Origin of the sequence: Phyllobacterium trifolii, from assembly GCF_014192095.1 — a bacterium.
Classification (GTDB): Bacteria; Pseudomonadota; Alphaproteobacteria; order Rhizobiales; family Rhizobiaceae; genus Phyllobacterium; species Phyllobacterium trifolii.
This window is the reverse complement of the sequence record NZ_JACHXN010000032.1, coordinates 23,303-44,408: the sequence shown is the minus strand read 5'-3', so window position 1 is coordinate 44,408 and position 21,106 is coordinate 23,303. Positions and strand designations below refer to the sequence as shown.

Here is a 21,106-nt window from a genome sequence, read left to right as displayed (position 1 = left end):
TGATCTTATCGAGATATCGTTGCGACAACTTTTTATTAAGTGTATTCAGTTTAAAAAAATTTACGCTGTTTTTGACAAAAAACTATAAAATTACGGTTCAAGGCTCAATATTTGCGATTAATTCATTTTTGTACTTGTAAATACGTCTGGACAACTATTGTTGAGCGACATCTGAAATCGCGCCCTTCGTGAGAGCACGGAGGACAGGAAATGTGGGGAATACTGATGGAATTGAAAGCAATTGATCTGTTCTGCGGCAGCGGCGGATTTGCGTACGGCATGAAAAAAGCCGGGATTAGCATCATCCGGTCAATCGACCTCGACCCAGACGTACTCGAGGTTCATAGCAGGAACCTGCCGCGCTTGTGGCGGTCCCGTGGCTTCGCGCCATTTCAGGGATCACAGAAAGCCAGTTCGAACGCGGCAGTATTATTCGCGGCGACAAACCAACCCGCCTTGCAGATCTAAAAATGCTCGCCGATATCGCGCCCGAACTCGCGCAGATCAAAGCTGACATTATCTTCGGTGGCCCGCCCTGTCGGCCATTTTCAAAGGCCGGCAAGCAGCGCGGCGACAATGATGCGCTTGCTGCACTGACGGAGGCCTTTGCCGTCATCGTCGCCGCCAACCGGCCAAAATACTTTGTTATGGAGAACGTCGCGGGCATCACCAAGTCCGCAGTATTTAAGCGCGCACTTGGCATTTTCCGCAACGCTGGCTATGCGATCTCGGAAGATGTCTTTGATGCGGCCGACTTTGGCGCAGCGCAGCGTCGCAAGCGCTGTATTTGCGCCGGGGCACTTGGAGACGCTGATGGTTGGTTATTCGATTACATCAATCAATACCGGCAAGCACCAGTTTCGATCGCCGATATTCTTGGTCCCGATATCGGTACAACACTTTATAGTTCGGTTGATCCCACACACGGAAAGGCATGGTCGCGCGGTGGCATCCACGCGGACAGGGATCTTGCTTTCAAAAAGGGCAGGGGATCCTCGAAAGCCGGATATATTCGCAAAGCGGATCTTGCACTTCTTCAGCAATCCGGGGAGGGGAGGCGATTCATATGGCGCTATCCCGGCGGCAAAAACTCTGGATGCCTCGTTCCGGTCGACCAGCCGCATTCGACGATTATTTCCTCGACGAAGACGCCGTTCAGCAAAAACTACCGCCCAACCAGAGAAGAGCCGGTCGATCTTCGCATCATCGATCGTCTGACGTTCGAGGACTTGTCATTGCTGTCCGGATTTCCGGCGAACTGGGTGTGGAGCGTTAACCAGGCTAAAGGAAAAGCCGCTTCAACTACTAAGGGCATCAGTCATTCAAGCCTTTTCCAGATGCTCGCAAACTCGGTGCTGCCGCCCATGGCAGAGGCAATCGGCAGGGCCATCGGTGACCATCACAAGCGCAAGGTCTTGCAACCAGCCAAAGGTGCCACACCATTCAAGATCACACGGGAGTATCAGACATGGCTGCGACAGGTAAAGCATTTGCACGGCCAGCCACTCACGCAGGAACAATCAGACCTGCGCAATGTAAAGAAGCTCGTGGCGGGCAGGAAACTCAAGTCGGCCGAGGATGAACTCCAGGCATTTGACATCATGCCAACCACTCTTGCTCCATCGCGGCGATCGAACCTGCGCCGGGCTCTTTCGCATCTTTGTGAATTCGAGCACATCAAGTCCTACGTCGATTGCGGCATGATCGCGAAGTCCGATCTATTTAAACCAGACGGTTGGCTCGACTGGTACCTTGCTTCTTACTATAAACCAGCCGAACAGGAAGTACGGCCCCCCGCAATCATCCTCGGGAAGAACCGCAAGAATTCCGGCACCGACGCTACCGCTACAGACAGCAGGATTGTCGAAACGGCCGACCAATGATGTCAAGGGCGGGGTCATTGCCCGCTCTTGATTTTTTACTCCGTCGTCGCGCTCGAAAAGGGACGGGCCATTCGACAGGCAAGCGGCTTTCATGCGGGAGGTTGTTCCTTGCCGCATGAAACCCGCCTCCTCACTACGAAACATTCTTTTGTTTTGCCTGGAGCGGAGCCGACCCGGTCTGGTAATGTTCTCATTCAATTGTTTCTAAAGATTTGGGGCATTTGTAACAACACCCTCCAGCAGCAGGAATGCCGCAAAGCCGCCCATGCTCACTGCTTGCCGGAGTGGCAAATTGCATGTACGCGAAGTCATTTATGCGCAAACTCGAATGATAAATGTCTTCGAATATTATTGCGAGAAAGTGAGGTGCAGAATGGAGGTTAGGCCACCCGATGTTGTCCCGCCAGCCGCAACTGCACCCATCTGCAATCACAGATGAAGAAGCTGGGACCTTCTCGCACCACAGACCAGCCTTTCAAAGTCTGGGACCTCAGGTATGCCGAAGCCGTCATTCTTCTCGGCGACATTTCCGCCCGCACCTGGACGCGCTGCAAAGAACGGGCTTCGTCACAATCGACCGCGAACTGCGGGATGAGATGGCGCACCTCATCGGCATCCACAGTGGCAAAGCTCCTTGTCCCCTGAACCAGCCCGCGTCTACGCCTGGATTCGCAAGCCCAACGCTACCACTAGCGGCCAAGCGGCGCTTAACTTGATGCTGTACGGAGAAATGCCTGGTCTTTTCGCAATGCGGCAGTGGATCGATGCGGAATGCGCTGCATGCTACCCCGGGGCTCACTGTCCGCTGCTGCATTCAATGCGCTCGCTACGAAACATTGTTTCGTGTTCATCCTTCCCGCGCGTTGGCGTCGCAAGGTGCCTGGTCTGCTACTGATCTAGGGACCGTCGAGCGTCCACACATCTGAGCTCTCGCCGTCCAGTTATTTGATCTGCGGAACCAATATGAGTTTCTTGACATCCTCATCAAGGGCATCGACGAGCCTCAATGCGGATAGGGGCGAGGCGCTCGTACTCTGCCGTTGACACCATCTCCGTACTATCGGTTCCCTCTTTCAGGAACCTCACGTCTTGCGCCATCGCGGTCTTGAGGGCGTCACGCTTGTGCCGGGTCGGGTCGTGTCTATGACGGAATATCAAACCGCAGAGCGAACAATGGGCATACCGCTCGGCGCGAGGGTGTTTTCTTGCTTGATAATTCGACAAAATTGCGAACAGCTTTCGTCTATTGCTTTTCCTATCCTGATGAATCCGCATTTCGGCATAAAACGCAGCTTTCCGGGCGGAGCGGATCGATTCTTGTGCATCCATTGACCCAGATCAACGCGGCAATTATTTGGGTTCGTCTTTTTTGTTCCGGGTGTGTTCTTTTTTTCGCCGGGGCACTTGAGATCCGGGAAGGATCCTGCGACAAGGATAACACGCGCTGAAAATAAGCGGCGCAAACGGCCCCCGCAAGTGCTGGTACACGAGCAAGGGCCTGACCCGCAACCTTCGAGGAGGAATTGGGCTATGCGGACATTTATCAATCTTGCTTGCGCAAGGAAAGTTATTAATCCGGCTATTGAGCTTTCTGTCTCGCTCTCCTTGGCCTTGCCGGCGATAAAACTCCCGAAAAGTTAAGCGTCGCACCTGGTCACCCGTTCGGACGACCAGCCGATCCTCGCATCCCCTTCTTCTGCTGTTCCCCTTCAATCGAGCGTTGATACGCCTGGAACGGTTGCGGCTGGCCAAGACGCAGCGCGGACCTCGCATTCAAACCATTCATTCGTTCAGGAGACTTCCCGTGCATCATTTCAATCTCGCTTCACTCTATGCCAGTAAATTTACCCACAGCATCCATCAGAGCGACGTTGCCACCGTGTTTTCAGCTCTCATCGACAAGACGATGGCGGCAGTGATCGATATCGCTCCGGCCGCGGATGACATCCTCGGCGGCTTTGTCAATGTTGCCTCGCTTGTCCGGTCAGTGAGTTTTCATGAAGGAAAGCTCCTTGAGCAGGCCGTCATCCAGATCGCCAAAGCCAATCCCAACCTTGTAATCTTGCACCAGTCGATCCGCCTCCCCATCGTACCGGCTGCCGAAGAAGCGCTTGCCAGCAACAACTGGAAAGAACTCGATGGCATTGTGTTCGACTCGGACGTCCGCTGCAAAAAATCCTATACGCCCGACCTCATCATCATCAACATGCGCACCGACGCTGCGACGATTATCGACATGAAGCGGTCGCTCGCGTCGTACGGGGACACAAACCGTCTCGGCGATCTCAAGTCCAAAATGTTGGCGAGTGCACTGGCATTGCCGGATTGGCTGTACAAAAAGCACAAACGCTTGTCGGTAAAGCGGGTCGATGTTGCGATTATTGACGGCGCAAGCCGCGCCGGCGAACGCAGCAGCGGCATCTGGAAGCTGTCGGAGCTTGATGCGCTGCTCGAAATCGAGGGTGCGGCAACCGTTATGGCGGCTTTGCGGGCCGAATTTGGCAAGCAGGCCCGTGCCGCCCTGGCGCGGGAAACGGAGCGGGCGCACGCACTGCCTTCGCGTCTGGCCGAAAAACGCGGACCCGGCCGTCCGCCGAAGAACCGCGCGCTCATCGAATCGGAATCACGGGCGATGCAAGCTACGGCAGATGTGGTTCAGATGCCGCGGCGCATCAGCATCGGCTTCGCCGTGCCACCCGCGGCCAACGTCGGTTGACATCTGCTGGCTGAAGCGAAAAACGCTTCAGCCGCGCCTACTCCGATCAAACGACAGATCCAACCACGGACGCTGATGTCCGGAGGATCAGGGAACCATTGCCATGTTTTATCTCAGCGCGGTCGTGTTGCCGTCTTACATCGTTCTCCACAGCTATCAGCGGAAATCGAGATGGTCTGGTCGTCACTATCCGCCGCTTCGACAGGATATGATGTGTGCGGGTGCCAGCGCGGTCGCCGCACGACCCGTGCGCTTAGATCGGCCCAAGCTGGATCAGGATTTCTGCTGCTACGAGACAGCAGCACTTCTTGGGCAGATTATCCTTCTCGTCAAGGGTTTTGGCGAGCCCGACGCTGCTTATTGGCAAGCGCTAATACGTCCAATCAAAATGCGGGCAGGGAACGGTGATGCAAGCTGCCAACTGGTGCTCGACTGGCTTGCAACTTTGCATCCTGATGCGTTGACGCCTTTATCTGACGGAGTTTCAACCAAGTGAGCGCTCTTTCAAATTTCCTCATCCGGCGTTTGCACCGCCACCCAGGTCAGCCCGTGCCGTTGAAAACTCTGGTCTGACATTCGAACAATTGCTCAAGCTGTTGCCGAGCAGCAGGACAACAAGGACCTCGATGGTTGACGGCGTCTGGTGCGCAATCCGGCTCCGATTATCTTGCTGCGATTTCCATTCGCGGATTTTGAAGAACCACTGCTCCGCCTGATCGACCGTAGTATTATCTGGCCTCTGCCGACGATCGCAATTGACAGTACCGATATGCATGACGATGCATTCGGCGAAAATGATCGTGATTCTACAATCGCGCGTTTCGTACCCATTGATCATGCGATGACGCTGCGCAATCATCGTGATTGGCTCGATGCCAAGGCCGCCACCGCTATCCAGGTCGGAGTGGCTATCCTGCTCCTCTTTGACCCTGACACAAATCCGCCGCTGGCTGCCGCTGTTGCCGCCGACGTGGTCCTCGATGCGGGTTTACTTGACCAGACCTTGCTTGCCGAACTGCTTGCAGTAGCGATGGACACGCCGCGGGAAGACACCCTGCAATTGTTTGGGCGAAGACCTTTTGATCTCGACGTACTGACGCTCTTCGACTTTCAGCTTGCGATCCGGCGGCCACGCACGGCTGATCAATGCCTGAAGGTGCTTCACAAGATTGCGACAGATCGCGCAGTTGAACGCAACGTAGGGCAAGGATCCACCTCGGCTGGCGGCAAGGGTGACGACATAAATGGGTCTGACAAGCCATGGAACAAACTGAACGCGAAGAAGAGCAAGCCAACATCGGGGTCGACGGTGCTGCATCCGCAGAGCCTGATGTACAGCGCGCCGCGCGATGCCAGAGGGGCGTTTGCACCGCTGACGATCGACGATCTCGCCGGATTTGGCGAGGCGAGAACTTGGGCTCTCGACCTTCGCGACGACCTTGATGCCTATCACAATCGGACCATTGCCTGGTCCGACCTCAGCCCGAGGCTGTTGTTGTCGGGTCCGCCAGGTGTTGGCAAGACCACCTTTGTCAAGGCGCTCTGCAACAGCTTGCAACTTCCACTCCTCGTTACATCGGTTGCCACTTGGCTGCAGCCGAGCCACCTCGGCGACGTTTTGACGAGAATGTCCAGGGCGTTCGCCGAGGCTGCCGACATGAAACCCTGTATCCTGTTCATCGACGAAATCGACGGCATCGGCACGCGCAGCAACTCCAGCGGCGGCAGTAACGCAGACTACTGGAACTCCGTCGTCAACCAGTTGCTCGAGTTGCTTGACACAGCAGCGTGGACCGAAGGCACAATTGTCGTTGGCGCAACAAACCGGCCAAACGCAATTGATCCTGCGCTAACGCGTTCAGGCCGGCTTGAAAACCACGTCATGGTACCGCTTCCGGACATCGATTCCCTGACGCAGATCCTCGCATATCACTTGCGTCTCGATCTCCCCGGCATGCTGGCATCCACTCTAGCGTCGACTTTCAGAACCGCGACAATCGGGGAGAAGACGTACGGCGAATCCGGATACCCTGATCATCCTGCGTTGCGGGCCTTGGCGAGAATGGCGTCGGGTCTCTCGGGTGCGGACGTCGAACGGACTGTGCGCGATGCGCGTCGCGCGGCGCGGCGGCGGGGTAGTCCTTTGAGTTTTCAAGATATCGAAACTGCCTTAAGGGCGGGTCGTCCCGACAAACCAGCCGATTTGCTGTGGCGGCAAGCCGTGCATGAATCGGGACATGCGCTGGCGCGGCATGTGCTAAATATCGGGGAAATGATCACAGTCTCGATCGAGGGCGACGGGGGCCAAGCCAAAATAAACATCGATGCCAACCGCGTTCAAGATGCGGCCTGGATCGCCAATCTGATTGTTGTCCTTGTGGCTGGGCGCGCCGCAGAAGAGCACATCCTCGGAGCGGTTTCGTCCGGTTCCGGCGGCTCGGCGGACAGCGATCTCGCCCAGGCCACGCGGCTGGCGGTGGAGCTGGAAACATCCGTTGGTCTTTCAGCAGGGATGCCGCTGCTCTATCGACCTTCAAACGATCCGGCACGCGACCTGCTGTTTCATGACGAACTCGCGCGGCGAGTGAATGCCGTCCTTGAAGACGCCTATCAAAGGGCTGGTAGTCTCATTGATCAGCATCGATCTCTGGTCGAATTGCTGGCAACCAACCTCATGCAAAGCCGCACGCTGGAAGGCTGGCAAGTTGATGAAATTTTGTCCGGCAACTTCAACACGACGTAAAACGCAGGCAACGTCATTTGCGATGCGAACGCCAACGACGCCGCCTCTGAAATGTCGCTTGTAAGTCACCTTCCAGTCGGGTCGCGCATTGACCCTGTAGGATCAGAAAGGGGCTTTGCCGCAGAGAGCGTCGAACGAGGACACGACGATCTCGGCGGCTTCAATGCAGAGTGACATAGGCAGCACACAAACGCTGTTTGTCGCTGAAACGAATTTTAAGGGATCAAATCTGCCGGATTGCATTACAAAAAGCTCTTGGCAACTGAAGTCAGATCAAGACAAAGGGCCTGCAATTGCTGATCCTTTATCGCCAACGTACGGCATGCGCAATCAATGCACAACGACGCGCCGGAACGTCAATATAATTTACGCTGTTCCGATTCAAATTCGGGGATGGCTGATTCAAAGTTGGGGAACACCGATTCAATATCTTCGAATGTCGATTCAGTTTTTGAAAATTGCCGGCGTTCCGCACCGCCGACCGCACTGGCAATCTGGCGGCGATTCTCCTGATCGGTGTTTAGGGTGTCCCCGATTCCGTTTTACAGACTTGCGTTGCAAACTTCTGGCAATCCGATTCTTGGTCAAACGGCGTTTGCGGTCAGCGGTCAACTCCGGATCAACTTGCAACAGCGCTTGGGCAGTGGGCGAGGAGAGGGGTGATGACGATTGCAATATTTAGCTCAAGACGGCGCAGCGGCTGATGTGCGTGAACCCAAGATTGCTGAGGATTCGTGGTAGTCAGCCCCTGGTGCTGGCTTTCAACGACTGCGGACACCATGATGAGAGCGGTCCTGTCGCCACCCCGGCCCAAGTCGAGGCAGCAATCCTCTTTGGTTGGTCGCGTGATGCAACGGCGGAGTCTGCTCATTCATTGCCACTCGGGGCAATGCCGCTCGCCGCTGCCTTGGCGATACTCGCGGATCCGATGGGAAAAGGGGAGAAGAGGATCAGCATTGATGCGATTCGCCAGCTGGCACCACGCGTTGCACCCAACCTCTTGGCGTTTTCACTGGCAGGCAGCGTGCTTGGCCGCGATGGCAAGCTCGAAAATGCCCGACTTGATCATTTTGACATCGATGATGCTGTTCAGAAATTGAGGTATTTCAAAGTGCAATGACGGCGTCAGAAACTGACCCGATCTCAACCAGAACGCCCAACCCATTAAATTATGAGTTGCCCCATCGTCGGCGTTTGCGCCGGCTCGATTTCCGGATCATGCTTTTTTGTAAGAAGGAGCAAACCATGCGGAAATCACTGCAACAAAGAAATGCTGATCAGAAACTTAGGCAGCGCGAATACCGCGCGCGGTTGCAACAAGAGAGAAGGCCCTCGCGGGATGATTGCGCGCGCGTATTGATGCACACTTACTTTCTCCGGTTTGCCAAAGACCGCGAAGCAACTCAAGATGCCATCGACGGTATTGTCGGACGGCTGGTCCGTCAGGGTTTCGCCCCGGACCTGTCTTATGAGGTCGTCGATAGTATAGTTAAGAAATATGCAAAGGGCAGGTGGCAGTTCCGGCGCAAGCCACATCTGCTCAACCCGGACGATCGGCTGAACAGTTGAAGACTTCTCTACCAGACGGCCCCGACAATGCTGGGCAGCGAGTGACGTTGATTGAACCCCACGTGCTCTCCCCATTACTCAGTTAAACGCCGTTTGATTCAGAATCGCTAATCCAGTATTTTCAATTACCTTCTCAAATATAATCGGTAGGGAGTAGCCCAGCGCCTCCTCTATGTCTGGCGTCGATCGGCAACTGCGGCCGCTTGGCTTCGCTCACTCGCTAAAGGGCTGATTGGTTCCGGGCATTTTATGCTGCTGGGTGAAAACGAAATAGGTCTTGAAGCTGAGAATGGGGAGAACATTGTCGATACTAACCGGAACCAGCGCGGGAACGCCCCATTTCCATTCCCGCTCGAATTGATTGGTATTCAAAAGGTGGTCGATGAAATGGAAAGGTCTCCAGACTGGCTTATTCCTATCGTGCGCGGACGCTTTCATAAACGATGCAATTGCCTCGTACCTCTCGCCATACGGATAGGATAGCCGGCCAACTCCAAGCTTGCCAATGAAAAGATTTGGGAATCTAGGTCTATAGCTTGCTCTGCTGGTGATGACACGCGAAAGCTCGTGCATGGACCGCGCCCAGGGAAATCAAATTTACACAGCTCGGATAGTAGCGCCGAGACCAAATTTCGTTCGCGCATCAATCCGCCAAACACTTCCTGACCTGTTACCCCGTGAAGTCGGATGCGTAGCTAATGGCTATGGGCCGTGCCGGCCTCAGCCGGCTCAAATAGAATTACGCAGCGTTTTTGGACGGTTTCTCAAACTTGCAATGACATTGTCAACATTCAGCGAAGCCGCGCCAAATGTTGACAATAGAAAAAATCAATAAAAAGTATATTTTTGCTATTGACGGGTGCTACGCCGTCCATGAGACTTGTAATTAGGAAGAACGATAACAGTAGTTATTGTTGAAAGTTAGAGGATGACAAAATGAATGAATACAGTTTTGCGATTGATAGCGATCTTTATTTTCTGGACAAAGGTGGCAACGTTGGCATCAAATTATGATTAATAACGAATGCGCGGTTAGAAGCTATACAATACTGTTCAACGAGAAGGAGTTTTGCAATTGAAGTTCGAAACCAGTCCACAAACACTGCGCAACCTCATCGACGCGATGCTGCGCAAAAGTTACCCGCGTCCTCAGTTCTTGCGGGCCATCTATGGAGGCCGAAAGCAGTCGTCGATCGTAGACGAACATGCCGATGCGATCGTTCTCATGGTCGCGGAAGTGATTTGTAGAACGTACTGCATCTACCGGGGCGAAGATAGGACCTTCTCAACTTACGAGGCCGATAACGTTCTCGGATTTGCTTGCGACCTCGTCCGAAGCCACGACGAGGAAAACGCTGATCGCAATGACGACTATTCCGTCAATCCTTATTGTCAATACGGACTTCCTAAAAACATCGAAGCCACGCTCATTGCGGTGACCGAGCTGCTCATCACGACATTCAATGAGCAGGTCGAGTTAATCAACTCATGCCTGCTCGGAGACAAGCAACAAGAAAGACTTTTGGCCCAGCGGATCCTCGTCACAGATCCAGCAGGACGCCAGCTTATCAATGAAATGGCGCGAACCTTTCCGCAGCTAAACGGCCGACATTTGGTATGGTTGACAAGAATGGCAATTTCGGGATGTGCGGCTGCGAGCTTGCTGATCGAGTTTTAGTGAGGGCGGCACAGCATATTGCAACCGCACATGAGGTTGGCGGGGACCTACTGCAGGTCAGGCACTATCGGCATGTGTTGCAATGCGCTTATGAATCATTGAGATCTGCTTCGCCTGCCACAAAACTGGAAACGGAAGCGGGCCATTGCGACCGCTCGATGTCACCCAAGCATCGAAAGCAACAGAAGGAATGCGTGAAAAACCTTATCCGGACGCTGCATTGCAGGGCCCCCATTCAAAACAACGTGGTAGCACACGCCAGTGCGGTCAACTCGGCACGTCGATTGCCCATACCTATTAAGCAGAGTCATCATAATCAAGAAATCACTTTAGGTACATATGATGATAATATGAAAACCGTTTTCGTACTCAAGGCCGCAAAGCCATAGGTTGGCAAGCTGCGCACTTTGAGAAACAGGAATTGAAGTGCTGCTGTATTTGGTGCGCGCACCCGTCCGGCAAGCTTTTCTGGGGCGAGGGTATAGATGAGAATGGAGGCTGGCGGCCCTGCCGTAAGCTCCCCTTCGATGGTTATCCGGGATTTCGATCGAGGGTCCCGCCGAGTCCATGAAGGCACGCGGCATAGATCAGTTTTTTCACGATTCACTCCCGTTGCTGCGATCAATATATTCGCAAGATGATAGCGCTGGCTATGACGGATTTGGCGCACATGATGATGGTTACCGCGGATTTACTTGGAAGACCTTCCACAGACGGCGAATGCATATATAACACTGCCGGATTAGAATAGGTGAACGCTGAGCCTGCCCTGTTTCTATGTGGGTGCGTGAATGTGGCCGAGGTACAACCTCCGTTCAAGCTACGTTCCAAGCGCTTCCAAGATGGCTCTTGGCTGCGGGAGCGAGGCTAAGGCCATGCGGGGCGATCAGTCTCGATGCGAGTCAACACGCCAAGTTCAAACTCGTTCAGGTCATCGATCTTGACCTGAGCCGCCTTTTGATCTGACCCAATTTCGAACGTGACCGCAACGGGCATGTTTGGCATCTCGGCAGACGGCCGGTAGGTGTAAAGGTCTCTGTCAAAATGGCTGAGCGGGAAAACCGCCTTGCCTTCCGGTCCAAGGCGAATTTCAAGCGTGCCATCTTTTTCGGCTACTACTGCCTTGCCAATATAAGGATTGAAGTAGGTGCCGGCATAGGCAGACAGCGGCAGCGCTGGCAGCGGGGAGACGGGCGGTGTCCCGTAACGCTTGATCGCGGCCTCGATCGCCGGCCCAAAGAGCTGCCCGTAGATGTTGTTCCATTTGATAACCCAGTCCTGCGTCGTCTTTCCGGTCATCACGAGCTCGAAGAACGTGTCGGCAAGACCTTCGGGCACGCCGGTTGGGAAGGCGTTGGTAAGGACGACGATGCCGAGCTCTTCTGCCGGAAGCAGACTGACCAGTGTTCGGGCGCCGGTGCTGAACGCGCCGGCATGGCTCCAACCCTCGCCATACCGGCCATACTCCACATTCCAGCCGAGACCGTAGAAGGACCATCCGCCGGACACCGGGTTCTTGCCGCGCGCCATCAGCGGCAGATGGGTCTGGCCAATCGCGTCTCCGTCGATGAGTGGCTTGCCATTATAATTCCCATTGCCGAGCTGAAGCCGCATCCATTGAGCAAGGTCCCGCGCATCGGAGCTGACGCCGCCTGCAGGTGACTGCGGGTCGGGGTCGCGTTTGGCCAGCGCGCGCCATTTGCCGTCGAGCGGAACGTGGAGCGTGGCGCGGTTTGTTCGCGTCAGGAAATCGGCATAGCGCGAGCTGGTTGATGACATTCCAAGCGGTTTGTAGAGCTTCGCATCTGCCGCATTCTCCCAGCTCATGCCTGCCGCTTTTGCTACGGCGACCGCACCTGCGGTAAGGCCGAAATTGCTGTAGGAGTACTCTGACCGAAAACTACTCGACGGCTTAACCTGACGGAGCCGCTGAAGAATCGCGTCGCGGTCATAGCCGATCTCTTCGAGTTCGTTTCCGGCCCCTCCGGGTAGGCCGCTGCGGTGAGAGAAGAGATCGCGCACGGTCACTTGTGCGGTCGGATAGGCGTCGTAAAGCTGGAAGGATGGATCGATGTCGACAATCCGCGAATCCCAACTCGCCACCCCTTCGCTCACAATCGCCGCCACGACGGTCGAGGCCATCGGCTTGGAGAACGAGGCAAGCTGAAACACCGTATCGGCGTCGACCAGATCACTCTTCCCTTCTTCCCTGACGCCGAAGCCTTTCAAGTAGACCACCTCATCCTGATAGACGACGGCAATAGAAATACCCGGGACCCCGCCATTGGCGATGACTTGTTGCGCCGCCTCTTCCAACTTTGGCAAAGCTGCCAAGATCTTGCCTTTTGTCGCGTGCTCGAAAGACTGGGCCTGGCTGGCAATTGGTGCAATGCCCACCAACACTACGCCAACGAGAAGTTGCAGGCACAAGACGCGGATATGCCTGGCATATCGCTTTGCAGCTTCGGTCATCTCCATTCCCCTCGCATGGTGATGGCCTAACGATACACGAACTGTGTGATGCGTGCTCGACTTTCCTTCGCGATGAACCTGGAGGTTTTACTGTTATTGAGACGCAGTCTCGGCCGTATAGTTTAAGGAACAGATGGAATCATCGTGCACCACACTCAGGCACACTAACTTATTCGTGGCGGAGATGTATCGCTGCAACGATCGTGTTGGCTACGTTGCAAATCGTATTGAATGAGGTCCATGAGCATGGTTTCAACGGGGAAATCTGAAGATCGAATCCTGTGGTCGCGATGACAATGACAGCTTCTCTAATCGGGCATTGGGGTCAAGCTCATTTCTAATTTTCGGCGGCCTGATCGTTCACGCGGGTCACGCTTCTCTTCGCAGTCTATTGGCTCGCTTGGGTTTGGAGCCGCTGCACGCATGCATGGGATCAGGGTCTGGAGAGCCTCGCTGTTGGGCGCGCTCGAAGCGCAGCAGTCATTAACGGCTTCATCCATCCCGTCGTCCGCATGGGACGATCCGGCCAGGATCGAACTCGAGGGCTATATCAGCTCATACTGTGGCCTCCGATCCGAACCGGAGCTCTGTGCCGTCGATCCACATGCGGTGAAGCACGACGGCAATCTTGCGAGCGACAGCGACGATAGCTCTCCGCCGGCCCTTGGTCTTCATCAGCCGCACGCCCCAGGCCTTCAGGCTGTTCCAGGCGACTGACCGCATCAGCATCGCGTTAGCGGCAGCATAGAGCGTCGCCCGTACGTCAGTATCGCCTGCATGTGAGATGTGGCCGGGATTGTCTTTCTCGCCGGACTGGAAACGCCGCGGCGTCAGCCCGAAGTGGGCTCCAACGGTGCGCGAGCTTTTGAAGCGGGTCGGATCGTCGACTGCGGCCTTGAAGCTTAGAGCTGTTATCTCGCCGACGCCTGGGATGCCCATGAACCGCATGCACATAGCGTCTTCGCGGGCTGCCCTTCGAACACGTCGATCGAGTTCGAGAAAGGTTTCCATGAGCATCTGTCTGGCCTGCAACATTGGCAGGAGGGCATGGCTTAGTGCTGGATCGTTTTCGATGGTGTCGCGGACTGCCGCGTCGAATGCACCGCGCGCCAGACGCATCGGCAGCTTGACGCCGAAGACCTTCAGCAGCCCACGGATTTCGTTCTCAAGATCGATGCACTTCCGCTGCATGACCTTGCGGCTGGTAAGCAGCGCTCGGATGTAATGGCTTTCGACACTCTTTACATGCACCCGACTATACCAACCCGATCGCAGGATTTGAGCGATGCCGCGAGCGTCATGTTTGTCGGTCTTGTTGCGCATGGCCGAAGAGCGGCATTGACCTGCCGAGCCTCCATGCACACGACGTCGAACCCCGCTTCTTTCAATCCGTAGGTCAGATGTTGGGTGAGCGTGCCAGCCTCCAGCCCAACCTGATGGATCGGTTCGCCAAACTCGCTCAGGCAGCGAACCAGGTCCCGCACGTCAGATGGGACGGATCGCTCAAGTCGAACCTTTCCATCCTGGTTAATGATGCAGATCGCCACTGAGCGCAGTGACACGTCCAAAGCAGCATAAAACATCATCGTCTCCCTTCATCTCGGCCAAGCCGAAATAGTAGTGGGAACTCGTCCCTGGTGGGACCGCCCGATTACACATGCTGTTGGCAAGTAGCAGGCACTACGCAATGGCTGCTTCTGGCGCAAAGCCGCCGCTCACTCCGTTCCCTTCGAATCGTCATCTGGAGTCCTCCTCCAGTCTTCCAAAGAGGACTAGGATCGTCCCGGGTTGGCGTGGACGTGCTTCACTCCATTATCTTCCAGTATGAGTCTTTGCGTACGACCTTGCCGTTGCGAAATGAATAGAAGTCACAACCTTGGACTTCCTTTTTTGCCCCATCGAGAGTGGTGCCTGTGAGGGTCCATTTTGAGATGCCAGTCTCGGTATCCGAATCTACAAAATGCTGTTCGTTGCCGTAGTGAACATTGGGCAGGCCCTCAAAGCGCGTTGCCAGCGCTTCGCGTACGTTCCGTTTACCCTCGAAACGAGAACCCCAAGGATCGTTTCCCCGCGGCATCTCCAATGCACAATCATCAGAAAAGAATGTCATGATCCGATCAAGATCGTGCGCGTTGAAGGCCTCACATAACTCAGTCAGTGTCGATCGAATGTCCATACCGCATCTCCATTCAGTTGGTGTTGCTGGCGATAGAACCGCACCGGCAGGATTTCATTCGCTCATATTCCCTATGGGAACCTTGTCCCTCGGATAAGCAGATCATCGTCTATCCCGGGGATGCACTCTTGGCCCACCGTTCGGCTCGGGGTTAATACCTTTAGGCGGCACTCCAGCGACCTGCAGAGTAAAGTCGGAATGCGTCAAACATGCCGCCCCTTGTTCCGTCGGACGATCATGAGAACGATGAGCACCAGACCAATCGCGATCAGCACAATTCCCAACGTCAAGTATTCGGTCGATCCATCTCTATAGCCAACAGCTGCCAGCAGAAAGCCCAATATGATGGCAATCAACCCGCCAAGCTTTTTGAACAATGAGATCGGTTTGTCATCGATTGCAGCCATGATGAACCTCCAACGCTTTGTTTCAGGGATACCATGACCCCCAAACGGTAGCGTGCATGCTATCAGTGCTCGGGTCGCCGCTCAACGAACGAGCAAGCGAATGTTCGAGGTCGCCGCTAAATACACTTAAAGCGAAGATTCGGGATTCCGCGCAGGTCACAGTCGTAGCCGGATGGTCTAATTTTCCGGTATCGAGATCCTTTCCAGGGAGGGAAGCATGCCAAGGTCTTTCATCAGGGCACTATACCTTTGTCTTGTACTGTCACCTGTCATTGGGCTCGATATCGCCAACGCCGCCCAGCCTGCTCTTAGCGTTGGGACAAGCCTGAATAGGGGGCGTCCAATCGTTTGCGAGTTAGGTGCCAATCGGTTGAGGCAACGCGGCTTTCACGATGTTTGGCGTGTCGATTGCCGCGGGCGGTTCTTTGTCTATCGGGCATGGCAGGCAGGCCGCCGTTTTGAAATCGCAGTCAATCGCCACAACGGCAGGGTCGTCGACTTACGCAGAATTGGTTGATCTGTCCACAACACTCGCGGCATTCAAGACATGACGGTTGGGAGTATTAGACCTGAGGAACTACAGAACATCTTCAATCATTCAGTATGTAACTGTTACGTACTGTGCCATCTGCTCTGGCCGTGCTGACCTAATCGCATTGAACTAACGGCAAGGGCGGCACCGTCGTTGCTCCGACCATCAATTGTCGTGGAGGAAAGCTTGGGAAAGAATGTGTTTGTATCGCTGGGACTTGTTCTCAGCCTGTTGATGACGCCTGTGGCGCTGCCTACCGCTGCCATTGCCCAGTCCGTCAGCATCACCATCGGCACCAATCTCAACAGAGGCAGGGGAATAACCTGCAGCCAGGGCGAAAGGTTGCTCCGCAATCGCGGTTTCCGCAACATAAGGCGCATGGATTGCCGTGGTCGGTTCTTTATTTATCGCGCATTACGTGGAAATTCCCGTTTCGAGATTGCCGTCAGGCAAAGCAATGGCCGCGTCGTCGATGTGCGCAGGATTGGAAGAAGGAGATAGTTCAGGTTCGTTCGGTCCGAACCCGGATAGAGCACATTCAGAGGCTGCGAGTCCGTAGCCAAAGCGGGGCACTCCTTGCAAGCGCTCTTGACCGCATCGACGGCCTATGGCCCCAGTGCCATCAGCCGCTACAACCTGTTTCCTGCCGCGGGCGTAAACGGGCAGGCCATCCCCCGGGGCGAGCACGGGCAGGCGTTGAAAGATGGCAGAATAAACAAGAGATCATGAACGTACGGTGCTATCGACGCACCGTGCTTTCAAAGATGCGGATAGGCGCGCTTAGGGCAGCTCCCGTCACCGTGCCGATTGCCAGGCCGGCTTCGACGGCGGTGGCACCAAAGTTGCCGGGCATGTTTGGATCGGCGTCAGAGAGTGATTGCCCCCTCAGCAGCCGCTCGCCAAAGAGCCGGACGACTTCGGGGCTTGTCGCAAACTGCGTGTGGTTGAGGCTGTCACCGTTTCGCAGCGCACTGAGGTCATACACTGTGATCCCGGATGCCATCTTTAACTGGGCTTTATAGCTTGCGTTTGTAAGGTCCACTCCGCCAACGCGCGTCACTTGCCCCGATATCAGTCGGGAAAGCCGAAGCGCTCTGTCGTTTGCAGACACGAAGATCGATATATGTGGCCGTTCTCGCCCGATATCGATCAGCTGTTTCCGAAAGACATCGATATCGAGATCCGGCGAAGCGAGAATGACGTCCGTGATCTTCGGCGATATTCGCCTGCCTTGCATCGCTATGTCACGCAGGGCTTCCATTACCGGCCAACTGCCCATTGAATGAGCCATGATCGTGATCTCGGATACGTCGGGGCTATTGACCGCCTGTTGAATGACGTAGCCCAATTCGGAGCGGGAGAAATTGGTGCTTTCCCTATCGTAGTTGTAGTCGAGCAAAGCCCCACGCGATGGCCAGGAAAACAACACGGGGGTCACCTCGGCGCGCGAGTCGTGGACAATTTGCGCGAAACGAAAGACCGCGTCTTCGAAACGCGTGTTGAACCCATGCACGAAGATCAGAACGCGCCTGCCACTCGCCGCATGCTCCCGATACCAGGTTCGGATGTCCCGAACGTTGATGGTGTCTACGGCGGTGGTCACAAAGTTTCGCTCAGGGTCGCCTGGAAGCCGACGCGGCCATTGGATTGTTCCCGGATTGCGGTTGGGCGGAATTGAGACGACGACGTTGGCGAGGTTAAGATCGTGACCCCGCTCGCCCGTAAAGAATACACCCTTTTGCGACGTCGGCGCCCGTGTTGTCGCAACCAGCAGATCGACCTTTGTCGTGTCAGACGCCGCGATGCTGACGGGCGCTAAGACACCCCGGGCCGGTGACGCGCATGCCGCAACACCGCCCACAATGAAGATCAGCGTGATTGTACGGAGTATCGAAATGCTTCGACTGAACACCATGTGCCTATCCAATTCGCCCTCGACTGCTGGCACTACGTCTGCGACCGCTAATACAGGAGCCAACCGATGCCGACGGCAAGGGCAACACCGATCAGGAACACGACGGTGAACGTGAAGGGCCCGACGTTCACGCCCAGTTTTCTCAGCCGCTCGTCCAGATCATCATGACGCATCGAAAACCTCATCGTTGGTGCAGATCAACCGTGAAGCTTGCGTAACAGCAATCCGAGGCGTTCTTCAGGAGCTGCGGTGGCGATTTCGCCTGCTGGCCTGCGCGGCACACCGCTCTTGCGGCCCGCTCTCACTTCGCTTGGCGTATAGCCGAACTCCCTCTTGAATGCCCGGCTGAACTCTGCGCCATCACTGAAACAGCGCTGCTCGGCGATCTCAATAATACGACGTTTGTCGTTCGGGTCGGCCAATGCTGCGTGTGCATCGAGGAGACGCTGGTGCTGCAGGTAATGCATCACGCCGCCGAACGGCTCGAACATCCGATAAAGCCCTGTGCGTGAAATCGCGAGGTCACGCCGCAACGCATTGGCATTGAACGATGGGTCAAACAATCTGGATTGCACTATGCGGCGTGCCTTTTCGAGCAACACGCGGGCGATAGGTGCCTGAGCCTCCTCGATGTTGCCTGGCGATGGCAGGAGGCACGCCCGGATCATCGCCTGCGTCGCGCCCACGAGTTCAGGGAGATTGTCGGCCTCGACCGCCGGCAGCCGCTTGGCCAATCCGATGAAATAGTCGGACAATAGCCGTCCCATAGCCGTGTCTACAGAGGAGAATTCGGCCGCGCTGAGGGCACGAGCCACTTCTGGATCGGAATCTCGGGGAACAAACAGAACCAGCATGTCGCTATCTGTTACACTCCCCTCAAACCAACGGCCCAGCGAATGGACCTGGACGATGCCGGCGCCGCCTTGAAAGCTTCCTGCCGGGCCCTCGGTGCTGATCGAACCGCCGAGTGGAAGGGTCAATGCCCAGTGATCGAGCGCTTCCCTGCGTGTGTGACCTGGGACACTTGCAAACTCGAGTGCGCTGGTTCTGATCCGCGAGAACGCCAGGCTGCCGAGATCCCAGACCGTCTGCTTTCCTTCAAAGCCGCGGGACCTGTCCCTGCATTCGCCAAGCTCGAGCAGCGAGGAGAAGCTTTTGCGCCACGACTCATACTGATGGTCAATCGGCACGCCGCTGGTATCAAACTTGAACGCGGGAATAGAAAAGGCGCCGGAAGACGTCCGCTTCGGTTGCGGAGGAGGGCAGTTGATGGCAGACCCCGCTGCCGCGTGTCCGAAGTTTTTATCGAGTGATGCATCCGATGGCACGATATGATCATGCGCGTTCATGATTTCACCATTTGTCGTACCCGGAACAACGTGCAAATAGGGGGCGCTGTCTCATTGTTAGAGACGAGCATAATAGTACTTCGATCCATTTTGTTGGGGGAAGTACAGGCATGGCTGCTCCAAAAAACCACAAGAGTAAGGTATCGCGCAGTTACAAATGCCCGACTTCCCAAGTGTGGCACAACTCCGGCAGTCTGTTCAGTACGTAACTGTTACGAAACAGGTTGCAAAAACGGTGGCCTCTCTACCTGAACGTGTTCGAAATTAGATCGAAGTTCTGTCGGAATTGTCAAAAGCCTTTGCCGACAGCAACACGGCAATCCATTTCGCCACGGACGATTTCTCGCAGTAGATGATGAACGCGATGAGTATGGGGACGCCAATGAATGCGCCCGGGAACAGGGACATGTGCCGTATCAACCGCTGGCGCTAACCCTGCTCAATTGACGAGAAAGCCGATCGCGAACGCATTTGCGATATCGATGAAAAAAGCTGACACCAGTGGTAGGATAATGAAGGCCATCGGTGCCGCGCCGTGCAGTTTGGTAATGGCAGTCATATTGGCGATGGCAGTCGGCGTCGCCCCAAGGCTTATGCCACTGAAGCCGCCGGCAATCACCGCGGCGTCGTAGTTGCGACCCATCAGCGGGAATACAACGAAGAGTATGTAGGCAATCGCTGCAACCGTCTGGAGCGCGAGGATCAGAAGCAGCGACGGCCCAAGCCCTCCGAGGGTCCAGAGTTGCATGCTCATCAGCGACATTGCAAGAAAGATGCTCAGCGAAAGGTCGGAGACAAGGGCCAACGCGCGCGTCCGCGTCGGCCAGAACAGGGTCGGCATGATCCGCGGAATGACATTGGTCAAGACGATGGCAGACAGGAGGCAGGCGACGAAGAGGGGTAGACGAAACCCCAAGTCAGCCAATAGCTCATCGACCGTGTAGCCGATAAGGACCGCAACGTTGAGGACGAGGATGGTGCGCAGCAGCGTAATATGGTTGAGGTCGTCTTCTATGACGTCGTCATCCCCTAATCCAATCGAAGGGGCAGCGTCAGGACCTTTAAGCTGGTAGCGCGCAATCAAGAGGCCCGCGACGGGCCCACCGACAAGACTTGCAATGACAAGACCTAGAGTTGCCGCCGCGACGCCAATCTCCATCGCGTTGGTGAGGCCGAAACGCTCGGCAAGAATCGGGGCCCACGCAATCGTCGTGCCATGTCCGCCGATCAAGGACGCTGAGCCGACAAGAACGGTCATGCCTTCGGGCATTCCGAGGGCGGCGGTACTTCCGGCGGCGATAAGATTCTGGATGACGAGATAGATCAGCGTCAGTCCAAGCAGGATCAGCAGCGGCTTGCCACCCGCGATCAGATCGGCAAGGCGAGCGTTCAGACCGATGCCGGTAAAAAAGTAGAGGAGCAACAAGTCGCGCGCCGCGAGGTCAAACGAGATCGCAATCCCCAGGACGCGATAGGCGAGAAGCGTTGTCAGGGCCGCGAGAAGACCGCCGGTCACGGCTTCCGGAATGTTCCATTGCCGTAGTGCCGCGATCCGGCCGTTCAGTCCAGCGCCGATGAAGAAAACGACGATCGCTATCGTCAGACTGACAAAACCTGGAAATTCGATATTTGTCACTGGCGATCGAACCTCGTCTTGAGCACGGCT

20 protein-coding genes and 1 pseudogene are annotated in these 21,106 nt (G+C 55.5%); 10 read left to right on the top strand and 11 right to left on the bottom strand.

Going from position 1 to position 21,106, the window contains the following annotated elements; genetic code table 11:
* Positions 1 to 225: 225 nt before the first annotated feature.
* From FHS21_RS31290 to FHS21_RS28015, 7 genes are all read left to right on the top strand, one after another.
* Entirely contained in the window at positions 226 to 468 is a 243-nt protein-coding gene (locus FHS21_RS31290) for a DNA cytosine methyltransferase (protein ID WP_183665226.1), read from the top strand.
* A gap of 2 nt (positions 469 to 470) precedes the next feature.
* Entirely contained in the window at positions 471 to 1,883 is a 1,413-nt protein-coding gene (locus tag FHS21_RS28040; protein ID WP_183665223.1) for a DNA cytosine methyltransferase, read from the top strand.
* Between the two features lie 1,804 nt (positions 1,884 to 3,687).
* The gene (locus FHS21_RS28035) at positions 3,688 to 4,599 is read left to right on the top strand and encodes a hypothetical protein (RefSeq protein ID WP_183665221.1); all 912 of its coding nucleotides are present in this window, start codon (positions 3,688 to 3,690) and stop codon (positions 4,597 to 4,599) included.
* 103 nt (positions 4,600 to 4,702) lie between these two features.
* Entirely contained in the window at positions 4,703 to 5,095 is a 393-nt protein-coding gene (locus tag FHS21_RS28030) for a hypothetical protein (RefSeq protein ID WP_112551166.1), read from the top strand.
* 171 nt (positions 5,096 to 5,266) lie between these two features.
* Entirely contained in the window at positions 5,267 to 7,342 is a 2,076-nt protein-coding gene (locus FHS21_RS28025) for an AAA family ATPase (protein ID WP_183665219.1), read from the top strand.
* Positions 7,343 to 8,063: 721 nt separating this feature from the next.
* Positions 8,064 to 8,462, top strand: a complete 399-nt coding sequence (locus FHS21_RS28020; RefSeq protein ID WP_183665217.1) for a hypothetical protein — start codon at positions 8,064 to 8,066, stop codon at positions 8,460 to 8,462.
* A gap of 125 nt (positions 8,463 to 8,587) precedes the next feature.
* Positions 8,588 to 8,911 carry a hypothetical protein gene (locus tag FHS21_RS28015; RefSeq protein WP_112551163.1) on the top strand — a complete coding sequence of 108 codons (324 nt, stop codon included), beginning with the start codon at positions 8,588 to 8,590 and terminating at the stop codon, positions 8,909 to 8,911.
* A 213-nt stretch (positions 8,912 to 9,124) separates the two neighbouring features.
* On the opposite strand, the gene FHS21_RS28010 is transcribed toward FHS21_RS28015, so the two are convergent.
* Positions 9,125 to 9,283, bottom strand: coding sequence for a hypothetical protein (locus tag FHS21_RS28010; protein ID WP_183665215.1), 159 nt, complete (start codon positions 9,281 to 9,283; stop codon positions 9,125 to 9,127).
* Positions 9,284 to 9,986: 703 nt separating this feature from the next.
* Between FHS21_RS28010 and FHS21_RS28005 the strand changes: the two genes are divergently transcribed.
* Positions 9,987 to 10,589, top strand: a complete 603-nt coding sequence (locus FHS21_RS28005; protein ID WP_183665213.1) for a hypothetical protein — start codon at positions 9,987 to 9,989, stop codon at positions 10,587 to 10,589.
* A gap of 867 nt (positions 10,590 to 11,456) precedes the next feature.
* On the opposite strand, the gene FHS21_RS28000 is transcribed toward FHS21_RS28005, so the two are convergent.
* The 5 genes from FHS21_RS28000 to FHS21_RS27985 form a co-directional block, all read right to left on the bottom strand.
* Positions 11,457 to 13,061 carry a serine hydrolase gene (locus FHS21_RS28000; RefSeq protein WP_183665211.1) on the bottom strand — a complete coding sequence of 535 codons (1,605 nt, stop codon included), beginning with the start codon at positions 13,059 to 13,061 and terminating at the stop codon, positions 11,457 to 11,459.
* A 555-nt stretch (positions 13,062 to 13,616) separates the two neighbouring features.
* The gene (locus FHS21_RS27995; RefSeq protein ID WP_210283655.1) at positions 13,617 to 14,384 is read right to left on the bottom strand and encodes an IS110 family RNA-guided transposase; all 768 of its coding nucleotides are present in this window, start codon (positions 14,382 to 14,384) and stop codon (positions 13,617 to 13,619) included.
* Positions 14,303 to 14,647: a hypothetical protein gene (locus tag FHS21_RS30495; protein ID WP_210283658.1), complete on the bottom strand. Its 345-nt coding sequence runs from the start codon at positions 14,645 to 14,647 to the stop codon at positions 14,303 to 14,305. The genes FHS21_RS27995 and FHS21_RS30495 overlap by 82 nt, the downstream gene beginning before the upstream one ends.
* A gap of 218 nt (positions 14,648 to 14,865) precedes the next feature.
* Positions 14,866 to 15,237: a nuclear transport factor 2 family protein gene (locus FHS21_RS27990; protein ID WP_183665209.1), complete on the bottom strand. Its 372-nt coding sequence runs from the start codon at positions 15,235 to 15,237 to the stop codon at positions 14,866 to 14,868.
* Between the two features lie 203 nt (positions 15,238 to 15,440).
* The gene (locus FHS21_RS27985; protein ID WP_112527216.1) at positions 15,441 to 15,644 is read right to left on the bottom strand and encodes a hypothetical protein; all 204 of its coding nucleotides are present in this window, start codon (positions 15,642 to 15,644) and stop codon (positions 15,441 to 15,443) included.
* A 718-nt stretch (positions 15,645 to 16,362) separates the two neighbouring features.
* Between FHS21_RS27985 and FHS21_RS27980 the strand changes: the two genes are divergently transcribed.
* Positions 16,363 to 16,677 carry a hypothetical protein gene (locus FHS21_RS27980; RefSeq protein WP_183665207.1) on the top strand — a complete coding sequence of 105 codons (315 nt, stop codon included), beginning with the start codon at positions 16,363 to 16,365 and terminating at the stop codon, positions 16,675 to 16,677.
* A 17-nt stretch (positions 16,678 to 16,694) separates the two neighbouring features.
* Positions 16,695 to 16,875 (top strand): annotated as a pseudogene (locus tag FHS21_RS31730) (hypothetical protein); the annotation flags it as partial.
* A gap of 40 nt (positions 16,876 to 16,915) precedes the next feature.
* Here the strand turns inward: FHS21_RS31730 and FHS21_RS27975 are convergent.
* The 5 genes from FHS21_RS27975 to gltS form a co-directional block, all read right to left on the bottom strand.
* Positions 16,916 to 18,091 (bottom strand): alpha/beta hydrolase, encoded by a 1,176-nt coding sequence (locus FHS21_RS27975; protein ID WP_210283654.1) that lies wholly within the window; start codon positions 18,089 to 18,091, stop codon positions 16,916 to 16,918.
* A gap of 47 nt (positions 18,092 to 18,138) precedes the next feature.
* Positions 18,139 to 18,264, bottom strand: a complete 126-nt coding sequence (locus FHS21_RS31285) for a hypothetical protein (RefSeq protein ID WP_281386179.1) — start codon at positions 18,262 to 18,264, stop codon at positions 18,139 to 18,141.
* A gap of 24 nt (positions 18,265 to 18,288) precedes the next feature.
* Positions 18,289 to 19,440 carry a helix-turn-helix domain-containing protein gene (locus tag FHS21_RS27970; RefSeq protein WP_183665205.1) on the bottom strand — a complete coding sequence of 384 codons (1,152 nt, stop codon included), beginning with the start codon at positions 19,438 to 19,440 and terminating at the stop codon, positions 18,289 to 18,291.
* 264 nt (positions 19,441 to 19,704) lie between these two features.
* A complete protein-coding gene (locus tag FHS21_RS27965; protein ID WP_183665203.1) occupies positions 19,705 to 19,848 on the bottom strand; it encodes a hypothetical protein in 144 nt (47 codons plus the stop codon).
* Between the two features lie 31 nt (positions 19,849 to 19,879).
* A complete protein-coding gene (gene gltS, locus FHS21_RS27960; RefSeq protein WP_183665201.1) occupies positions 19,880 to 21,076 on the bottom strand; it encodes a sodium/glutamate symporter in 1,197 nt (398 codons plus the stop codon).
* Between the last annotated feature and the right edge of the window lie 30 nt (positions 21,077 to 21,106).